Raw genomic sequence first — 15,484 nt, 5'->3', positions numbered from 1 at the left:
CCGAGCGGCCAGCCAGAACGTTGAAATCGCTCGCCGTGGACAGATACTCAATGAGCGTTCGCACCGCCGTCGTCCTCGCGGCCGGGGAGGGAAACCGCCTCCGCCCGCTGACGCACAACCGTCCCAAACCGATGTTGCCCGCGGCGAACCGGCCGATCCTCGGCTACGTCTTCGACGCCCTCATCGACGCCGGCATCGAGGAGATCACCGTGGTCATCGGCTACAAGCGCGACCGCGTCCAGGAACACTTCGGACCGACCTACCGCGACACGCCCCTCGACTACGTGATCCAGGACAAACAGCTCGGCAGCGGCCACGCCCTCCTGCAGGCGCGCTCGGTCATCGACGAGCCGTTCTTGCTCGTCAACGGCGACCGGGTCCTCGACGCCGGGCTGGTCACCGACGTCGTCGCCGAGTTCGAGAACCACCCCGCATCCGCCGCCACGCTCGGCGTGCTCGAACACCGCGACGTGAGTAGGTATGGAGCGGTCGACCTCCGCGAGGGCCGCATCGACGAGATCGTCGAGAAACCCGATTCCGACGAGTATCGCCTCATCAACGCCGGCGTCTACGCCTTTCGAACCACGATCTTCGACGCCATCGAGGAGACCGACCGCCGCGACGGCGAACTCCAACTGCCCGACACGCTCGCCCAGCTCATCGACGCGGGCGAGGACATCCGTGGGGTGCGCGTCGAGGGTCTCTCGCCACACGCCACCTACCCGTGGGACCTCCTGACCGTGACTCAAGAAATCCTCGCACGGGGTCGTGTGGACGAACCGGCGCGCGAACAGGGCGTCTGGGTCGACGACTCGTCGCTCGTCCACGAGGCGGCGACACTACAGGCTCCCGTGGTCGTCGGTCCGGACTGCGAAGTGGGTCCCGGTGCGGTGGTGGGTCCGGACGTCGCGCTCGGACGCAACGTCACAGTCGAGGCGAACGCGACCGTCGCGCGCACGGTACTCGATAGCGACACGCGCGTCGGACCGGGCAGTACGATACTCGACTGCATTGCCGGCCAGGACGTGACCCTCGGGGCGGACACGCTCGTGCCCGGCGGCCAGACCGACGTCCGGGTGGGAACGCGCATCCACGAGGACCGCTCGCTCGGGGCGGTCGTCGCCGACCGGGTCGACACCGGAGGTGGGGTCACGCTCGAACCCGGCACGCTGGTCGGTCCGGGCGCACGACTGCACGCGGGCGTGCGAGCGCGCGGCGAGATACCCGCCGACGCGGAGGTGATGGGCTGATGTGTGGCATCGTGGGCTGCGTCGGCCGGCCCGACGAGACGCTGGACGTGCTGATGCACGGTCTCTCGAAGCTCGAATACCGCGGGTACGACTCGGCGGGCGTCGCGCTCGCCAACGGCACCGTCGAAATCGAAAAGCGTGAGGGCGAACTCAAAAACCTCGAAGCGGCGCTCGAAGACACGACGCTCTCCGGTCACGTCGGCATCGGCCACACCCGCTGGAGCACGCACGGCCCGCCGAGCGACCGCAACTCCCACCCACACGCCGACTGCGAGGGCGAGGTCGCGGTCATCCACAACGGTATCATCGAGAACTTCCAGGAGATCAGGGACGAACTCACGGCGGCGGGCCACGAGTTCCTGAGCGACACCGACACCGAAGTGGTGCCCCACCTCATCGAGTCGGCGCTCGCCGACGGCGCGAGTCACGAAGAAGCCTTCCGCGCGGCGACCGAGCGCATCGAGGGCAGCTACGCCATCGCGGCCGTCTTTGCGGGGAGCGACGCGGTGTTCTGTGCCAGACAGGACTCACCATTAGTGCTCGGCATCGACGACGGCGCGACCTATCTCGCGAGCGACGTGCCCGCCTTCCGCCACTTCACCGACCGCGTGGTCTATCTGGAGGACGGCGAGGTCGCACGCATCGACGGCGAGGGCTGGGCGGTCTCGACGGTCGACGGCGAGCCGGTCACAAAGACCGTCAACACGGTCGAGTGGGACGCCGAGGAGACGGGCAAGAGTGGGTACGACCACTTCATGCTGAAGGAGATCCACGAGCAACCGCGCGCGCTCCGGCAGTGTCTGCGCGGGCGCGTCGACGAACTCGGCGGGCAGGTCGAACTGGAGGAACTCGCTGGCGTCAGCCCGCAGAGCGTGCAGTTCGTCGCCTGTGGCACCTCCTATCACGCGGCGCTGTACGGTGCGGAGCTGTTCCGCGAGGCGGGCATCCCTGCTCAGGCGTTTCTGGGAAGCGAGTACGTCACCTCGCCGCCGCCGTTGGGCGATTCGCTCGTCGTTGGCGTCACTCAAAGTGGCGAGACCGCCGACACGTTGAGCGCACTCCGGGAGGCACAGCGACGCGGCGCGCGCACGCTCGCGCTCACGAATGTGGTGGGGTCGACGGTTGCCCGCGAGTGCGACCACACCCTCTACATACGCGCGGGGCCCGAGATCGGCGTCGCGGCCTCGAAGACCTTCGCCTCCCAACTGGCGGCGCTCAACCTCTTCGCGCTCGCGGCCACCGACGACCACGACCGCGAGACGCTCGGCGCGCTGCGTGACCTTCCGAGCACAGTCCAAGAGGTCATCGACGACTCGACCGCCGAGGCGGTCGCGGAGGCGTATCTCGACGCGAATGCGTACTTCTTCATCGGGCGCGGGCTGAACTATCCGGTGGCGCTCGAAGGCGCGCTCAAACTCAAGGAGATCACCTACCGCCACGCCGAGGGCTTTGCGGCGGGCGAACTCAAACACGGCCCGCTCGCGCTCGTGACCGACAACACGCCCGTGGTCGCCATCACCACCGGCGACGGCGAACTCGCGCGCAAGACGGTGGGCAACGTCAAGGAAGTCGAGGCACGCGACGCGCCCGTCATCGCCGTCACCGATGGGCAGTCGGACGTCGAGCGCTACGCCGACCACGTACTCGAGATCCCCGAAACCCATCCCCGGACCGCCGCCGTCCTCGCCAACGTCCAGCTCCAACTGCTGGCCTACCACACCGCCGACCAGCTCGGCCGCTCCATCGACAAACCCCGCAATCTCGCTAAAAGTGTGACCGTCGAATAGCGTTCGCCCAGTCACCCTTTTCGCTCGTTCAGCCGCCCGTGACAGTCGTTTCTCTCGCCTCCGGGAGCCGAACTATCGAGCGTCGGTGGCAAGCGAGAGAACGGCAAACGTTTTTGCCGACCCGCTCGGTTACTCGGACAGCGAGTAACTCATGACCATCATCGTCACCGGGGCCGACGGCTACGTCGGCTGGCCGACCGCGCTCAGAATCGCCGACCGAACCGACGAGCGGGTGCTCTGTGTCGACAACTTCGCCCGCCGCGAGTGGGTCGCCTCCGTCGGCGCGACGAGTGCCACGGCGGTCGCCTCGATGGACGACCGGCTGGCGGCCGCCGAGGAGCAGGGCTACACGAATCTCTCCTTTGTCGAGGGCGACCTCACGGACCGAGCGTTCGTGGACCGGCTGCTCGCGGTCCACGAGCCGCGAGCAATCGTCCACACCGCCGCCCAGCCTTCCGCACCCTACTCACAGATCAACGGCGAGCGCGCCAACGAGACCCAGCACAACAACCTGCAGGCGACGCGAAATCTGGTGTGGGGTCTGCACGAAGCCGGCTTCACAGATACCCATTTCATCGAGACCACCACCACCGGCGTGTACGGCGCGCCCGGATTTCCGATTCCGGAGGGCGGTGCGACGATGGAACACGAGGGCGAGCACGATGCGGTCCCCTTCCCCGCGATGGCCGGTTCGTGGTATCACCTCACGAAAAGCCACGACGCGGCCAACCTCCGACTGGCCCACAGCCAGTTCGACATCCCCATCAGCGACGTGCGGACGGCCATCGTCTATGGAGCCGGCACCGACGAGACGCGTGCCGACGACCGACTGCATACGAGATTGGACTTCGACTACTACTTCGGCGTGGTCGCCCACCGGTTCGCGGCGCAAGCGGTCGCGGGCTATCCCCTGACTGTGTATGGCAAGGGCGAGCAGCGAAAGCCGTTCGTCAGTTTGGAAGACGCCGTCGAGGGCCTCGCCCGCCTCGCACTCGGCGACCCCGACGACCGGCCCGATTCCCACACCGTCTACAATCAGGTCACCCGAGCCATCAGCATCGTCGAGATCGCCGAGACCATCGCGGCGGTCGGCGACGAGCACGGTCTCGACGTCGCTGTCGAGCACATCGAGAACCCGCGCGACGAGGACGAGACCCACCGGATGGAGATCGACCATGAGCGATACGACGCGCTCATCGGCGGCGGGTCGGTCGATTTCGAAGCGGGGATCGGTGAGGTGCTCGACGCGATGACCGATCGAAAAGCGGTCATCGCGGCCCACGAGGACCGCTTCCTGCCGGACGTCCTCGAATCGTGACCGACCTGCTCGTCACCGGCGGCTGTGGCTACATCGGCAGCGCGCTCGTGCCCCTCTTGGTCGACGACGATCGCGTGAATCGAACGGTGGTGCTCGACGACCTCTCGACCGGGTCGCCACGGAACCTGATGGGCTGTGTCGAGGAGTGCGAGTTCCGGCAGGGCGACGTCCGCGAGTACGGCGACGTCGAGAGCGCCGTCAGAGACGTCGATACGGTCGTCCATCTGGCGGCCATCACCGGCGCGGACAGCACCCACGACCGCCGCGAGCAGACCTACGCGACCAATCTGGAGGGGACCCGAAACGTGCTGACCGCCGCCGGAAAGACGGGTGTCACACGCACCGTGCTCGCCTCCTCGTGCAATATTTATGGACGAGCGACGAGCACCGACATCGACGAGGAGACCGACCCGGACCCGATCAATCCCTACGCCGAGACCAAACACGAATCCGAGAAGCTCCTCGCCGAGTACGCCGACGAGCACGGGATGAGCGGGACGGCGCTGCGCCTGAGCACCGTCTACGGCGACGCACCGGGCATCCGGTTCAATCTCGTCGTCAACCAGTTCGTCTTCCGCGCGCTCACCGGCCGACCGCTCACCGTCTACGGCGACGGTTCGAACTGGCGACCCTTCATCCACGTTCGGGATGCCGCACGTGCCTACCGCGCGGCGGCGCTCGAACCGGAAAGCTGGTCGGAACCCGTCTACAACGTCGGTGCGAACGACGAGAACTACCGGATCGAGGACGTCGCCACACTCATTAGCGAGGCAATCGATGCAGTCGACGTGACATACCTCGAAGACGAACACCCCGGACCGTCCTATCACGTGAACTTCGACCGTGTGGGCGAGACGGGCTTCGACCCCGAGACCACCCTCCGCGAGGGCGTCGACGATCTCGCCCGGAGGTTCCGCGGATGACGGCCGATATCCCCACTATCGCCGTGACCGGCGCGGCGGGCTACATCGGCAGTTGCGTGGTCGACAAGCTCACTGCTGCCTACCCCGACTGGGAGGTGACGGCGCTCGACAATTTCTATCTGGGCGACGTTCGGGCGATCGGCGACGTGACCGTCGAGCACGTCGACGTGCGCGACCGAGGGCGGGTCGAAGAAGCATTCGCGGGCGCGGACATCGTGATGCATCTGGCCGCACTTTCGGGGGTTCCCGACTGCGAAAATCGCCAGGACCTCGCCTACGAGGTCAACGTACAGGGCACCGAGAACGTGGCGTGGTACTGTCGGAAGACGGGTACAGGACTGGTCTTTCCGTTCAGCATGGCGACCGTCGGCGACCCTGAAGCGTTCCCCATCACCGTCGACCATTCTCGAAATCCGCTCAACTGGTACGGTCGGACCAAACTGCTGAACGAGCACGCCATCGAGGACCTCGCCGACGGGACGTTCCCAGCACACCTCTTCTTGAAGTCGAACCTCTACGGTGACCACGAAATCGACGGCGAGCGCGTCTCGAAGGGCACCGTCACGAACTTCTTCCTCGACCGCGCGCTCGCCGGCGAGACCCTGACTGTGTACGAACCGGGCAGTCAGTCGCGCAACTACATCCACGTGGAGGACGTCGCCCGGGCGTACGTCAGGAGCGCCGAGCGGATGGTCGACCAGCTCGCCGCCGGCGACACAGGCGTCGAAAAGTACGAACTCGGGAGCGACGAGGACCCGAGCGTGATGGCAATCGCCGAACTCGTCGCCCGCGTCGCGAGCGAGGAGCGCGACGTCGAGGTGGACGTCGAATTGGTGGAAAACCCACGCTCGGGCGAGACGCTGGTCGATCGGTTCCCGGTCGATACGACGCGCACCCGCGAAACACTCGGCTGGAGCGTCGAGCACTCGCTCGAAGACACGGTACGAGAGCGGTTGCAGACGTAGCTACTCTTCGGCGTCCACGGCGGCGTCGGCGCTCGCCTCGCCTTCCGATTCGAGGTCGCCACGTGCGGCTTGGAGTCTGCGTTCGGCTTCGTCCCTGTCTTCTGGATAACCGACGTCGATGCGCCAGCCGTCCATCCGCACGGCGTCGATGGTCCGGCCCGAGCGCAGGAGCAGGTCGACGGCCTCCGAGAGTTCGTACTCGCCGCGGGCGGAGGGCTGGACGAGGTGGCAGGCGTGGAAGATGGCGGGTGTGAAGGTATAGAAGCCCGTGAGCACGAGGTTCGTCGGTGGGTCGTCGGGTTTTTCGATGACGTCGGTGACCTCGCCGTAGTCGTTGGTGTCACAGACGCCATACCGGTTGGCCTCCTCCATCGGCACTTCCTCGACGAGGAAGGCGGCGTCGGCGCGGTCCTCGCGCTGGCGGTCGACGACGTCGGTGAGATTCGCGTTGAAGATGTTGTCGCCGAGGATGAGCATGAAGTCCTCGTCGATGTGCTCCTCGACGGTCAGGAGGGCGTGGGCGAGGCCGGCCTGCTCGCGCTGGTGGGTGTAGGTGATGGGTACGCCCTCGAACTCGTCGCCGTAGTGTTCGATGATGGCCTCCTTGCGATAGCCGACGACGACGAGCAGTTCGGTCGCGCCGAGTTCGGCCAACTGCTCGAAACAGTGCGTGAGGATGGGTTTACCGTCGACTTCGACCATCCCCTTCGGTTTCTCCTCGGTCAGCGGCCGGAGGCGCGTGCCCTCGCCGGCGGCCAGCACGACGGCTTTCATGGACCTACAACGCGCGCGGCGTCTCAAGAGTCTGTCGTCATCCGGTGACGTCGAGGAGCGACCGGCACGGAGTTTTATGACGTCCCCAGCCGTACTGCTATGGGGATCGATACCGATGACCAACGAATCCGACACGGAACGCCTCGCCGCCTATCACTTCTACGAGGACGACTGGGAGAGCTACGACCGACTCCACGACGACTTCGAGTGGGAGATCCCTCACACATTCAACATGGCGAGCTATCTCTGTGACCGATGGGCCGGAGAGGACAGAGTGGCACTGTACGCCGAGACCGAGGCCGGCGAGGAGCGGTCGTACACCTTCGACGAGTTACGAGACATCTCGAACCGGCTGGCGAACTACCTCCACGAACAGGGTGTCGAGCGCGGCGACCGGGTGGGCGTGAACGCCCCACAGAAGCCCGAAACCGTCTTCGCCCACGTCGCGGCGTGGAAACTCGGCGCGGTATCGGTCCCGCTGAGCACGCTCTTCGGGCCCGACGCGCTTTCCTATCGCCTCGGCGACAGCGGTGCGGTGGCGTGTATCGCCGACGGATCGAACGTCGATGCGCTGCGCGAGGTACGCGACGAGTGCGATTCGCTGGCGACGGTCGTCACGGTGGACGCCACAGCCGAGAAGAACGAAACCGACCTCTGGGACGCCATCGACGGCATTTCGAGCGAGTTCGAGACCCGGGAGACGGAAGCCGAAGACGACGCCATCGTCATCTACACCTCGGGGACGACCGGCGAACCGAAGGGCGTGCGCCACGCCCATCGCGTCCTCCTGGGCCACCTCCCGCTCTTTCTCACCACCTTCTGCAACGTGGAACTGAACGATGCGGACGTCTTCTGGACGCCCTCGGAGTGGGCGTGGGTCGCCTCGCTGTTCGACGTGCTCTTTCCGGCGCTCTACTACGGAAAACCCGTACTCGCCTACGCCGGCGGACCGTTCGACGCCGAGAAAGCGTTCGAACTGATCGAGAAGTACGAGGTGACGAACTACTTCGCGCCGCCGACCGCGCTTCGGATGATGATGCAGGTCGAATCACCCGAGTACGACGTCGCCGACTTGCGGACCATCGCCAGCGGCGGCGAGTCGCTCGGTCAGTCCATCGTCGACTGGGCCGAAGAGACCTTCGCCGGCGCGGCGGTCCACGAGGGATATGGACAGACGGAGGCGAACCTCACTATCGGCGACTGCACAGTTCTGACCGAGTTCCGCGAGGGCAAGATGGGGCGGGCCGCCCCCGGCATGGAGGTCGCAATCGTCGACCCCGAAACCGCCGAAGCCACCGTCGAGACCGGTGATACGGGCGAAATCGCCGTTCGATACGACGGCAACCCGGTGTGTTTCAAGGAATACTGGGGCAAGCCAGAGCGCACTGACCGGAAAGTCCGCAATGGTTGGCTGCTCACCGAGGATCTGGGATCGATGGATGCCGAGGGGTACGTGACGTTCAAGAGCCGGAAGGACGACGTCATCATCTCGGCGGGCTATCGCATCGGCCCGGAGGAGGTCGAAGAGAGCCTCGCAGGCCACACGGCGGTCGCCGACGGAGCGGTCATCGGCGTGCCCGACGACGAGCGCGGCGAGATCCCGAAGGCGTTCGTGGTGCTCGCCGACGGCCACGAACCGTCGGCGGCACTCCGCGAGGAGCTACAGACACACGTCAAAGAGCGCCTCGCGGCCTACGAGTATCCACGCGAAGTGGCGTTCGTCGAGGAGTTGCCGAAGACCGAGACCGGGAAGGTCAGGCGGGCGAGCCTCCGCGACAGCGAGAACATCGGGGAACACGCCTGAACGAGCGGTCTCCCGGACGGGCGGTCACTCGACCGGTGCGGGCTTCACGTTCTGGTTCACGTGAAAGACGTTCTCGGGGTCGTACTCGGCTTTGACCGCTTGGAGGCGCTCGTAGTTGTCGCCGTAGGTGGCCCGAATCCGCTCTTCGCCCTCCTCCATCAGGAAGTTGACGTACGCGCCGCTGGCCGAATGGGTGTGTAGTGCTTCCCAGTAGTCGCGGGCCCAGTCGGTGATGGTCTCTCGCTCGTCGGGGTCCGGGGCGACGCCCGCGATGACCATCGACCAGTTGGCGTCGCGCCTGTTCCACGCCGTCGCGTCGGAGGCGACGTCGTGGACGGCACCGTCGATGGGATAGAGATGCATCGTCGACTGTGGTGTCGGCACCGCGGCGAAGCGCTCGTGTTCGGCGATGGCGTCGTCGGTCAGTTCATCGACGAAGTTGCCCTTCCAGTACCACTGGTCGCCGGGCGGGTAGAGACCGTCGAACAACCCCTGGAGCGCCGTGTAGGGCATCGCGCCGACGTGTTCGAACAGCGGCTCTGCGACCTCGCGTGCCGGCTGAAGTATCTCGTCGATGTCGTCTTCCGGTCCCAGATAACACCACACTAGCCCGCAGATGTTCTCGCCGTGGATCTCCGGCGGGAACGGATCGCCCGGCACCTCGGCGACGAGATAGAAGGCGTAGACGTCCTCCGGTGTCTGGGCGAGCCAGTCACGATACCAGCGCATGGTCGATTCGAGTTCCTCGATCGGCCAGAACAGCGGTCCGGCGACCACCGTTTCGACCTCGTGAAGTCGAAACTCGAAGGAGGTGACCACGCCGAAGTTGCCACCGCCGCCGCGCAGCGCCCAGAACAGGTCCTCGTGTTCATCGGCGCTCGCGTGGACCAGCCGTCCGTCGGCCAGTACGACGTCCGCCGAGAGTAGGTTGTCGATGGTCAACCCGTGTTTTCGGGTGAGGTAGCCGTGCCCACCACCCAGCGTCAGACCGCCGACGCCGGTCGTGGAGATAATTCCACTGACGGTCGCCAGCCCGAAGGCGTGGGTCGCGTGGTCGACGTCACCCCACGTGCAGCCGGGTTCGACCCGTGCGGTCTTCGCCTCCGGATCGACGTGGACGCCGGTCATCTCGGAGAGGTCGACGACGATGCCGTCGTCGACCAGCGCGAGACCCGGACCGTTGTGGCCGCCGCTGCGAACCGCGATGTCGAGGTCGTGCTCGCGGCCGAAGTTCACGGCCGCCACCACGTCTGCGACGTCGACACACCGCGCGATGAGCGCCGGGCGCTTGTCGATCATCGCGTTGTATATCACGCGCGCGTCGTCGTATCCCGCCGCCTTCTGCCCGATGACCTCCCCGCGGAACCCCTCGTCGAACTCGTTCACTGCCGTTTCGTCCAGTCGGTGTCGCTCTGTTGCCATCGCTGGTACCTCCAACGAGAAGTGACTACTCGTCGGCGGAAAGTATAGATTCCTAGTGAAATGTTTCACGGTGTGAAAACGCTCGTCTCTGTGAGAGGCCACGATCTCGGTGGGTAATACAGGCAAACGAGCCGGCATCAGTTGTTAGGGTAGCCGTTCGGCATCGATCGAAAAAGAGGTGTTGCTGACCGGGGACTACTCGTTCATCTTCTCCAGCATGTGGTCGAAGACGGCTTCGTGTTCGTTCGGACTGAACAGGAGAAGCTCCGAGTCCTCGTCGGCCCGAACGGTGTGTCCCGGCGGCCAGTAGACGAACTCACCGGCCGTACTGTCCTCTTCGGTGCCGTCGGTGTAGCGGACGTTGATGGCTCCATCGACGATGTAGCCCCAGTGTGGAACCTGACACAGGTCGTCCGGCAGTCCTTCGAGTAGTGGCGAGATATCGGTCCCGCCGGTGATACGGAAATATTCCGCGGCCATTTCGCCGTACTCGCTCGCATCGCCGAACCCCGTCTGTTGCTGTACGACGGCGTTCGGGATGTCGATCTTGGTCGGTATCTCTTCGTTCGCTTGTCGCATTGGTCATCTCCTCCACACACGGATAGACTCGGGGATGAAGTATAGATTTCTAGTGAAATATTTCACGGCGTGAAACCGCCGATCGGGCACGGGGCCACCCTCGCGTCGTTCACGAGGCGAGGTGTGACGAAACGAGCGCCTCTGCCTCCTTGGGGTCGAGCGGTCTGGCCTCGGCCCGATAGCGGTCGTAGACTGAGACGGCCCACTCGCGTGCGGCGGCCGATTCAGTGTCGACGATGGCTTCCAGCATCCCCGTTGCCGAGTCGTGACAGCAGATCCCCATACAGTCGTCGAAGATGCCGAGACCACAGCGGTCCTCGTCGGGCAGCGCGTCGTGGACGAGAATAGTACAATTATCGCGCGCGGCCGCGGCGGCGACCCGCTCGGGAGCACAGGCGACGGTCGCCTCCAACACGTCGGGCGAGTAGATGTACTCGTACGTCATATCGTCGAGCACACCCTCACAGACCGCCTCGACGTTGATGGTCTTGAAGACGGTGGTGCCGAAGCCGAACATCGCGTCCGTTCGCTCTATCAGGTGCGTGACGCGCTCGACCGGTTCGTAGGGGTAGCGAGGGCCGGGATACGAAACGACCGCATCGGCGAACAGTTCGACCGAGAACCCCTCCATCTCGCGTGGTAGCCATCGCCAGACGTCCCGGAGCTTTCGTTCGGTCGTCATCGCGTCGAGGAGGTCCTCGAAACGGTCGGCGACGAACTCCCCAAGCGGCGTGAGCTCGTATCGGTGGCCCTGCCGGACGACCCAGCGCCGTCCCTCGAAATCGCCGAGCACGCGCCCGAGCGTGGGTGAGGATGCACCTGTGGCCTCGCGTAGTTCGACCCGCTCGTGGGGTCGGTCGGCCAGCCTGCCGAGCACGCCGACGCGGTGGGCCGAGCGCGCGAGGAACTCGACATCCTCGCGCGGCGATCGTCCGTCGGCGTCGTTGATCATCGAACTCATAGTCATCCCGCCTAGATGTTCTCCAAACTACATATACTTTCGTGTACAATCTCTGGGAGCCACCGACCACAATCACGGCACGAGAACGTTCGGGTCGAAGACATCGAGCGATTTCGTGGCGGTGTGATCGACGAGGAGGAAAACGAACCGCGTCGCACGGACACTCGAGAGCTACTCCCAGTTGTGGAGTGCGTCGGCGAAGATGTCGTGGACGTCCTCGGTCGTCACGGGCCGCGGGTTCGTCCGGAGCAGTCGCTGCTGGGTTTCGGTGGTCTGTTCGGCGAGCCAGTTGAGGTCGTCCTCGGTGATGCCCGCGAGGTCGGCGAGTCCACTCGGCAGCACGTTCAGGTCGCGCTGGAGGCGGATATACTCCGATTTGGCTTCCATCGCCGCGTCGCGGGTGCTCATCCCCGACGTGTCGGCCCCGAGCATCTCGGCGAGACGCGCGAACCGTTCGGGGTTGCTCGCGGCGTTGTAGCCGAGCGTGCTCGCGGGCGTGAGCACCGCGATGGTCTCGCCGTGGAAGGTATGGTAGCTATTGCCAACCGGGTAGGCCATCGCGTGACAGAGCGTCGCGCCCGCCGTAAGCCCTGCAATCGCGCCGAACAGCGCCCCTTGCAACATCGCCGAGCGGGCCTCGATGTCGTCGCCGTTGTTCACGACCTGTCGAACGTTCGAGGAGAGCAGGTCGATCGCGGCCTCCGAGAACTGGTTCGTGACGGGCGTGCGGCCGGCGTAGGTGGGTCGCGAGGCCGGGTCGCCCGCGTGCAGGAGGCTGTCGAACTCGTGCGTCGTGTAGCCCTCGATGGCGTGGCCGAGCGCGTCCATCGCCGTCTTCGCCGTGATGTCCGGGGGAAGGGTCGTCGTGAAGGTGGGGTCCAAGACGGCGGCGTCCGCCCGGACGTGATTGCTCGAAATCCCCTCTTTGACCTCCTTTTCCTCGACGGAAAGTATCGCCACCGGCGAGGTTTCGGCTCCTGTGCCCGCAGTCGTCGGCATCAGTATCAGGGGCACGTTCGATTCGGTGAGCGTCTCGCCCTCGCCCGTGGGTTCGGCGACGTAATCGAGCGCTCCGCCGCCGTTTTCGATGACCGCACGGGTCGCCTTCGCCGTGTCCATGCAGCTCCCGCCGCCGAATCCCACGTAGAAATCGTAGCCCCCCTCACCCTGCTCGTCACGGACGAACGAGAGGCAATCGTCGATGTCGGCGATGGACGGTTCGCGCTCGACGTCGTCGTAGGTGTCGGTCTCGAAGCCGGCGTCGTGGAGTTCGTCGGTCACGCGCTCGGCGTGGCCGAGGTCGGTGAGGTTCTGGTCGGTGATGACCAGTCCGTGGGCGTTCTCGGCGACGCCGAGGTCACGGAGTTGATAGCCGAGTTCACCGACGGCGTTCCGGCCGAACCTGATCTGGGGCATCTGGAGGTGCCAGACCGTCTCCGGCTCCATCGTGTGCTCGGGAGCCGACACCGAGCGGTCGTAGCTCATGACCACCCGTCCTGGATGGCCGCGAACTGGTCGGGGTCGTGGCCGTAGACGATGTCGGCGTCGTGGCGGCGTTCGAGTTCCTTCAGGAGCTTCATGCTCCGGAACCAGTGACGGTGGCTCCAGAGCAAGCCCGCGCCCAGCGGGATCTCGTCGTCGTAGTTTTCGGACATGTAGATCTCGTCACCGGCGAAGACCACGGTAGCGTCGTCGAGATGGATCATCGTGCCGGTCATTCCTGGCGTGTGACCGGGCAGGCGGATGAACTCGACATCCGTAAAGTGGGTCTCCTCCTCACGGTGGAGCACCTGCCAGTTGAGATCGTGGTCGAAGTCGTCGAGGACGTAGGCCGCACTCCCCTCCGAGGATTTCGCGCTGTAGTAGGCGAATTTGAGTTCCTCTTCGTGGACGAATATGGGAGTATCCGTCCCGTCGAAGAACTCGAGGCCGCCCGCGTGGTCGAGGTGGAGATGGCTCTGGAACACGCAGTCGATCTCGTCGATGGAGTAGCCCGCGTCCTCCAGGTCGTCGTCGAGGCGGTGTTCGTGGGCGTCCTTCGGATAGAAGGCTTGGACGAGTCCGTCGGGCCAGTGGCCCTCGCCGGCCTCGTGATGCGAGCCGGTGTCCCAGAGGATGGTGCCTTCGGGATGGTCGATGACGAAGTTCGGGACGGGGATTTCGACGTAGTCGGTGTCGGGGTTCGGTTCGTCGTGGCTGCCGAGCGTGTTGCCCTCGACGAGGTAGTTCAGGTCAGTTTCGAGCACGCCACGGTCGACGACGTCGATGGTAGCATCCACCATATCTCACGATACAGAACAAACCCTCATTACTGTTTGCCCCACACGAGAACACCCCAATCCTCAAAGCGGCCGCCGGGGAACGGGGTGTATGAACGTGAGCGTCGTCGGCAGCGGCTACGTGGGAACGACGGTTGCAGCGTGTCTCGCCGACCTCGGACATCGTGTGACCGCCATCGATATCGATACCGATATCGTCGACACCATCAACGCCGGCGAGACGCCGATCCACGAACCGGGCCTCGCCGAACTGGTCGAAACCCACGCCGGCACGAAACTGACTGCGACGACCGACCACGCCGCCCTCCGTGAGACCGACATCACCTTTCTCGCGCTCCAGACGCCCTCGCGCGAGGACGGCAGCATCGACCTCGGTGCGCTCGAAGCCGGCACGCGCGACGTGGGCGAGGCGCTCGCCGAGAAGGAGGGCTACCACCTCGTGGTCGTCAAGAGCACGGTGATCCCCGGCACCGTCGAGGAACGGCTCGAACCGTTGCTCGAAGAAGTCTCGGGGAAGAAAGCAGGACAGGAGTTCGGCGTCGCGGTCAATCCCGAGTTCCAGAGTCAGGGGTCGGCGGTCGCCGACTTCATGGGGCCCGACAAACTCGTCTTCGGAGCCGAGGACGAGCGCGCACTCGATCGTCTCGACGAACTGTACGAGCCGCTCGTCGCCGACAACGACGGTATCCCCATCGTCGAGACCGGCCGGCGCGAGGCGATGATGGTCAAATACGCCAACAACGTCTTTCTGGCCGGGAAGATCAGCCTCATCAACGAACTCGGCAACCTCTGCAAGGAGTTCGGCGTCGACTCCTACGAGGTGGCGGAGGCCATCGGTCTCGACGAGCGCATCAGTTCGCAGTTCCTCCGCTCCGGTGTGGGGTGGGGCGGCTCGTGTTTCCCGAAGGACACCGACGCCCTCCGGGCGGCGGGCCGCGAGGCGGGTTACACTCCCGAACTGCTCGACAGCGTGGTCGCGGTCAACGACGGCCAGCCCCGACGGATGCTCGAACTGCTCGAACGGCACATCGACGTCGAGGACCGACGGATCGCTGTGCTCGGTCTCGCATTCAAGCCGGGCACGGACGACATCCGCGGGTCGCGCGCGACGCTCGTCATCGACGAACTGCTAGACCGTGGGGCCGAGGTCGCCGCCTACGATCCGGTCGCCAGCGACGCGATGGCCGAGAAGTTCCCCGACGTCGAGTACGTCGAGTCGGCCGGGGCGGCGCTCACCGACGCCCACGGCGCGCTCGTCGTCACCGACTGGGACGAGTTCGCGGCGCTCGACGGTGAATTCGACGACATGGAGCAGCAGATCGTGGTCGACGGCCGGCGCATCGTCGATTCCCGAGACGGAATGACATACGAGGGGCTGACCTGGTGATCGACGGCGCTATTCCGATCGAGCGGTGAGTCGCG

Annotated in this window: 13 protein-coding genes; 7 read left to right on the top strand and 6 right to left on the bottom strand. The window is 65.3% G+C overall.

Annotated elements, in window-relative coordinates:
* Positions 1-50: 50 nt before the first annotated feature.
* From ACP97_RS10970 to ACP97_RS10950, 5 genes are all read left to right on the top strand, one after another.
* Positions 51-1,250, top strand: coding sequence for a sugar phosphate nucleotidyltransferase (locus ACP97_RS10970; RefSeq protein WP_049997854.1), 1,200 nt, complete (start codon positions 51-53; stop codon positions 1,248-1,250).
* Positions 1,250-3,037 carry a glutamine--fructose-6-phosphate transaminase (isomerizing) gene (gene glmS, locus ACP97_RS10965; RefSeq protein ID WP_049997853.1) on the top strand — a complete coding sequence of 596 codons (1,788 nt, stop codon included), beginning with the start codon at positions 1,250-1,252 and terminating at the stop codon, positions 3,035-3,037. The genes ACP97_RS10970 and glmS overlap by 1 nt, the downstream gene beginning before the upstream one ends.
* A gap of 151 nt (positions 3,038-3,188) precedes the next feature.
* Entirely contained in the window at positions 3,189-4,355 is a 1,167-nt protein-coding gene (locus tag ACP97_RS10960) for an NAD-dependent epimerase/dehydratase family protein (protein WP_049997852.1), read from the top strand.
* On the top strand, positions 4,352-5,278 hold the full coding sequence (locus tag ACP97_RS10955) for an NAD-dependent epimerase/dehydratase family protein (protein ID WP_049997851.1): 927 nt from the start codon (positions 4,352-4,354) through the stop codon (positions 5,276-5,278). Before ACP97_RS10960 ends, ACP97_RS10955 begins: the two co-directional genes overlap by 4 nt.
* On the top strand, positions 5,275-6,243 hold the full coding sequence (locus ACP97_RS10950) for an NAD-dependent epimerase/dehydratase family protein (protein WP_049997850.1): 969 nt from the start codon (positions 5,275-5,277) through the stop codon (positions 6,241-6,243). The genes ACP97_RS10955 and ACP97_RS10950 overlap by 4 nt, the downstream gene beginning before the upstream one ends.
* Here the strand turns inward: ACP97_RS10950 and aglF are convergent, their stop codons facing one another.
* A complete protein-coding gene (gene aglF, locus ACP97_RS10945; RefSeq protein WP_049997849.1) occupies positions 6,244-7,017 on the bottom strand; it encodes a UTP--glucose-1-phosphate uridylyltransferase AglF in 774 nt (257 codons plus the stop codon).
* 115 nt (positions 7,018-7,132) lie between these two features.
* Here aglF and ACP97_RS10940 point away from each other — a divergent pair, with 115 nt between their 5' ends.
* The gene (locus ACP97_RS10940; RefSeq protein WP_049997848.1) at positions 7,133-8,821 is read left to right on the top strand and encodes an acyl-CoA synthetase; all 1,689 of its coding nucleotides are present in this window, start codon (positions 7,133-7,135) and stop codon (positions 8,819-8,821) included.
* 24 nt (positions 8,822-8,845) lie between these two features.
* Here ACP97_RS10940 and ACP97_RS10935 read toward each other — a convergent pair whose 3' ends face one another.
* The 5 genes from ACP97_RS10935 to ACP97_RS10915 all read right to left on the bottom strand — a co-directional run bounded on the left by ACP97_RS10935 (position 8,846) and on the right by ACP97_RS10915 (position 14,065).
* On the bottom strand, positions 8,846-10,243 hold the full coding sequence (locus ACP97_RS10935) for an FAD-binding oxidoreductase (RefSeq protein WP_049997847.1): 1,398 nt from the start codon (positions 10,241-10,243) through the stop codon (positions 8,846-8,848).
* A gap of 195 nt (positions 10,244-10,438) precedes the next feature.
* Complete coding sequence (locus ACP97_RS10930) at positions 10,439-10,822, bottom strand: cupin domain-containing protein (RefSeq protein ID WP_049997846.1); 384 nt, start codon at positions 10,820-10,822, stop codon at positions 10,439-10,441.
* Between the two features lie 109 nt (positions 10,823-10,931).
* The gene (locus ACP97_RS10925; RefSeq protein ID WP_049998487.1) at positions 10,932-11,774 is read right to left on the bottom strand and encodes a helix-turn-helix transcriptional regulator; all 843 of its coding nucleotides are present in this window, start codon (positions 11,772-11,774) and stop codon (positions 10,932-10,934) included.
* A 180-nt stretch (positions 11,775-11,954) separates the two neighbouring features.
* Positions 11,955-13,268 (bottom strand): hydroxyacid-oxoacid transhydrogenase, encoded by a 1,314-nt coding sequence (locus ACP97_RS10920; RefSeq protein ID WP_049997845.1) that lies wholly within the window; start codon positions 13,266-13,268, stop codon positions 11,955-11,957.
* Positions 13,265-14,065 carry an N-acyl homoserine lactonase family protein gene (locus ACP97_RS10915; RefSeq protein ID WP_049997844.1) on the bottom strand — a complete coding sequence of 267 codons (801 nt, stop codon included), beginning with the start codon at positions 14,063-14,065 and terminating at the stop codon, positions 13,265-13,267. The genes ACP97_RS10920 and ACP97_RS10915 overlap by 4 nt, the downstream gene beginning before the upstream one ends.
* An 88-nt stretch (positions 14,066-14,153) precedes the next feature.
* Here ACP97_RS10915 and aglM point away from each other — a divergent pair, with 88 nt between their 5' ends.
* Positions 14,154-15,449, top strand: coding sequence for a UDP-glucose 6-dehydrogenase AglM (gene aglM / locus ACP97_RS10910; RefSeq protein ID WP_049997843.1), 1,296 nt, complete (start codon positions 14,154-14,156; stop codon positions 15,447-15,449).
* Positions 15,450-15,484: the final 35 nt, after the last annotated feature.

The organism is Halococcus sediminicola, assembly GCF_000755245.1.
GTDB classification, from domain to species: domain Archaea; phylum Halobacteriota; class Halobacteria; order Halobacteriales; family Halococcaceae; genus Halococcus; species Halococcus sediminicola.
Note: the sequence above shows the minus strand (reverse complement) of the source record. Positions and strands in the feature narration are given on the sequence as shown.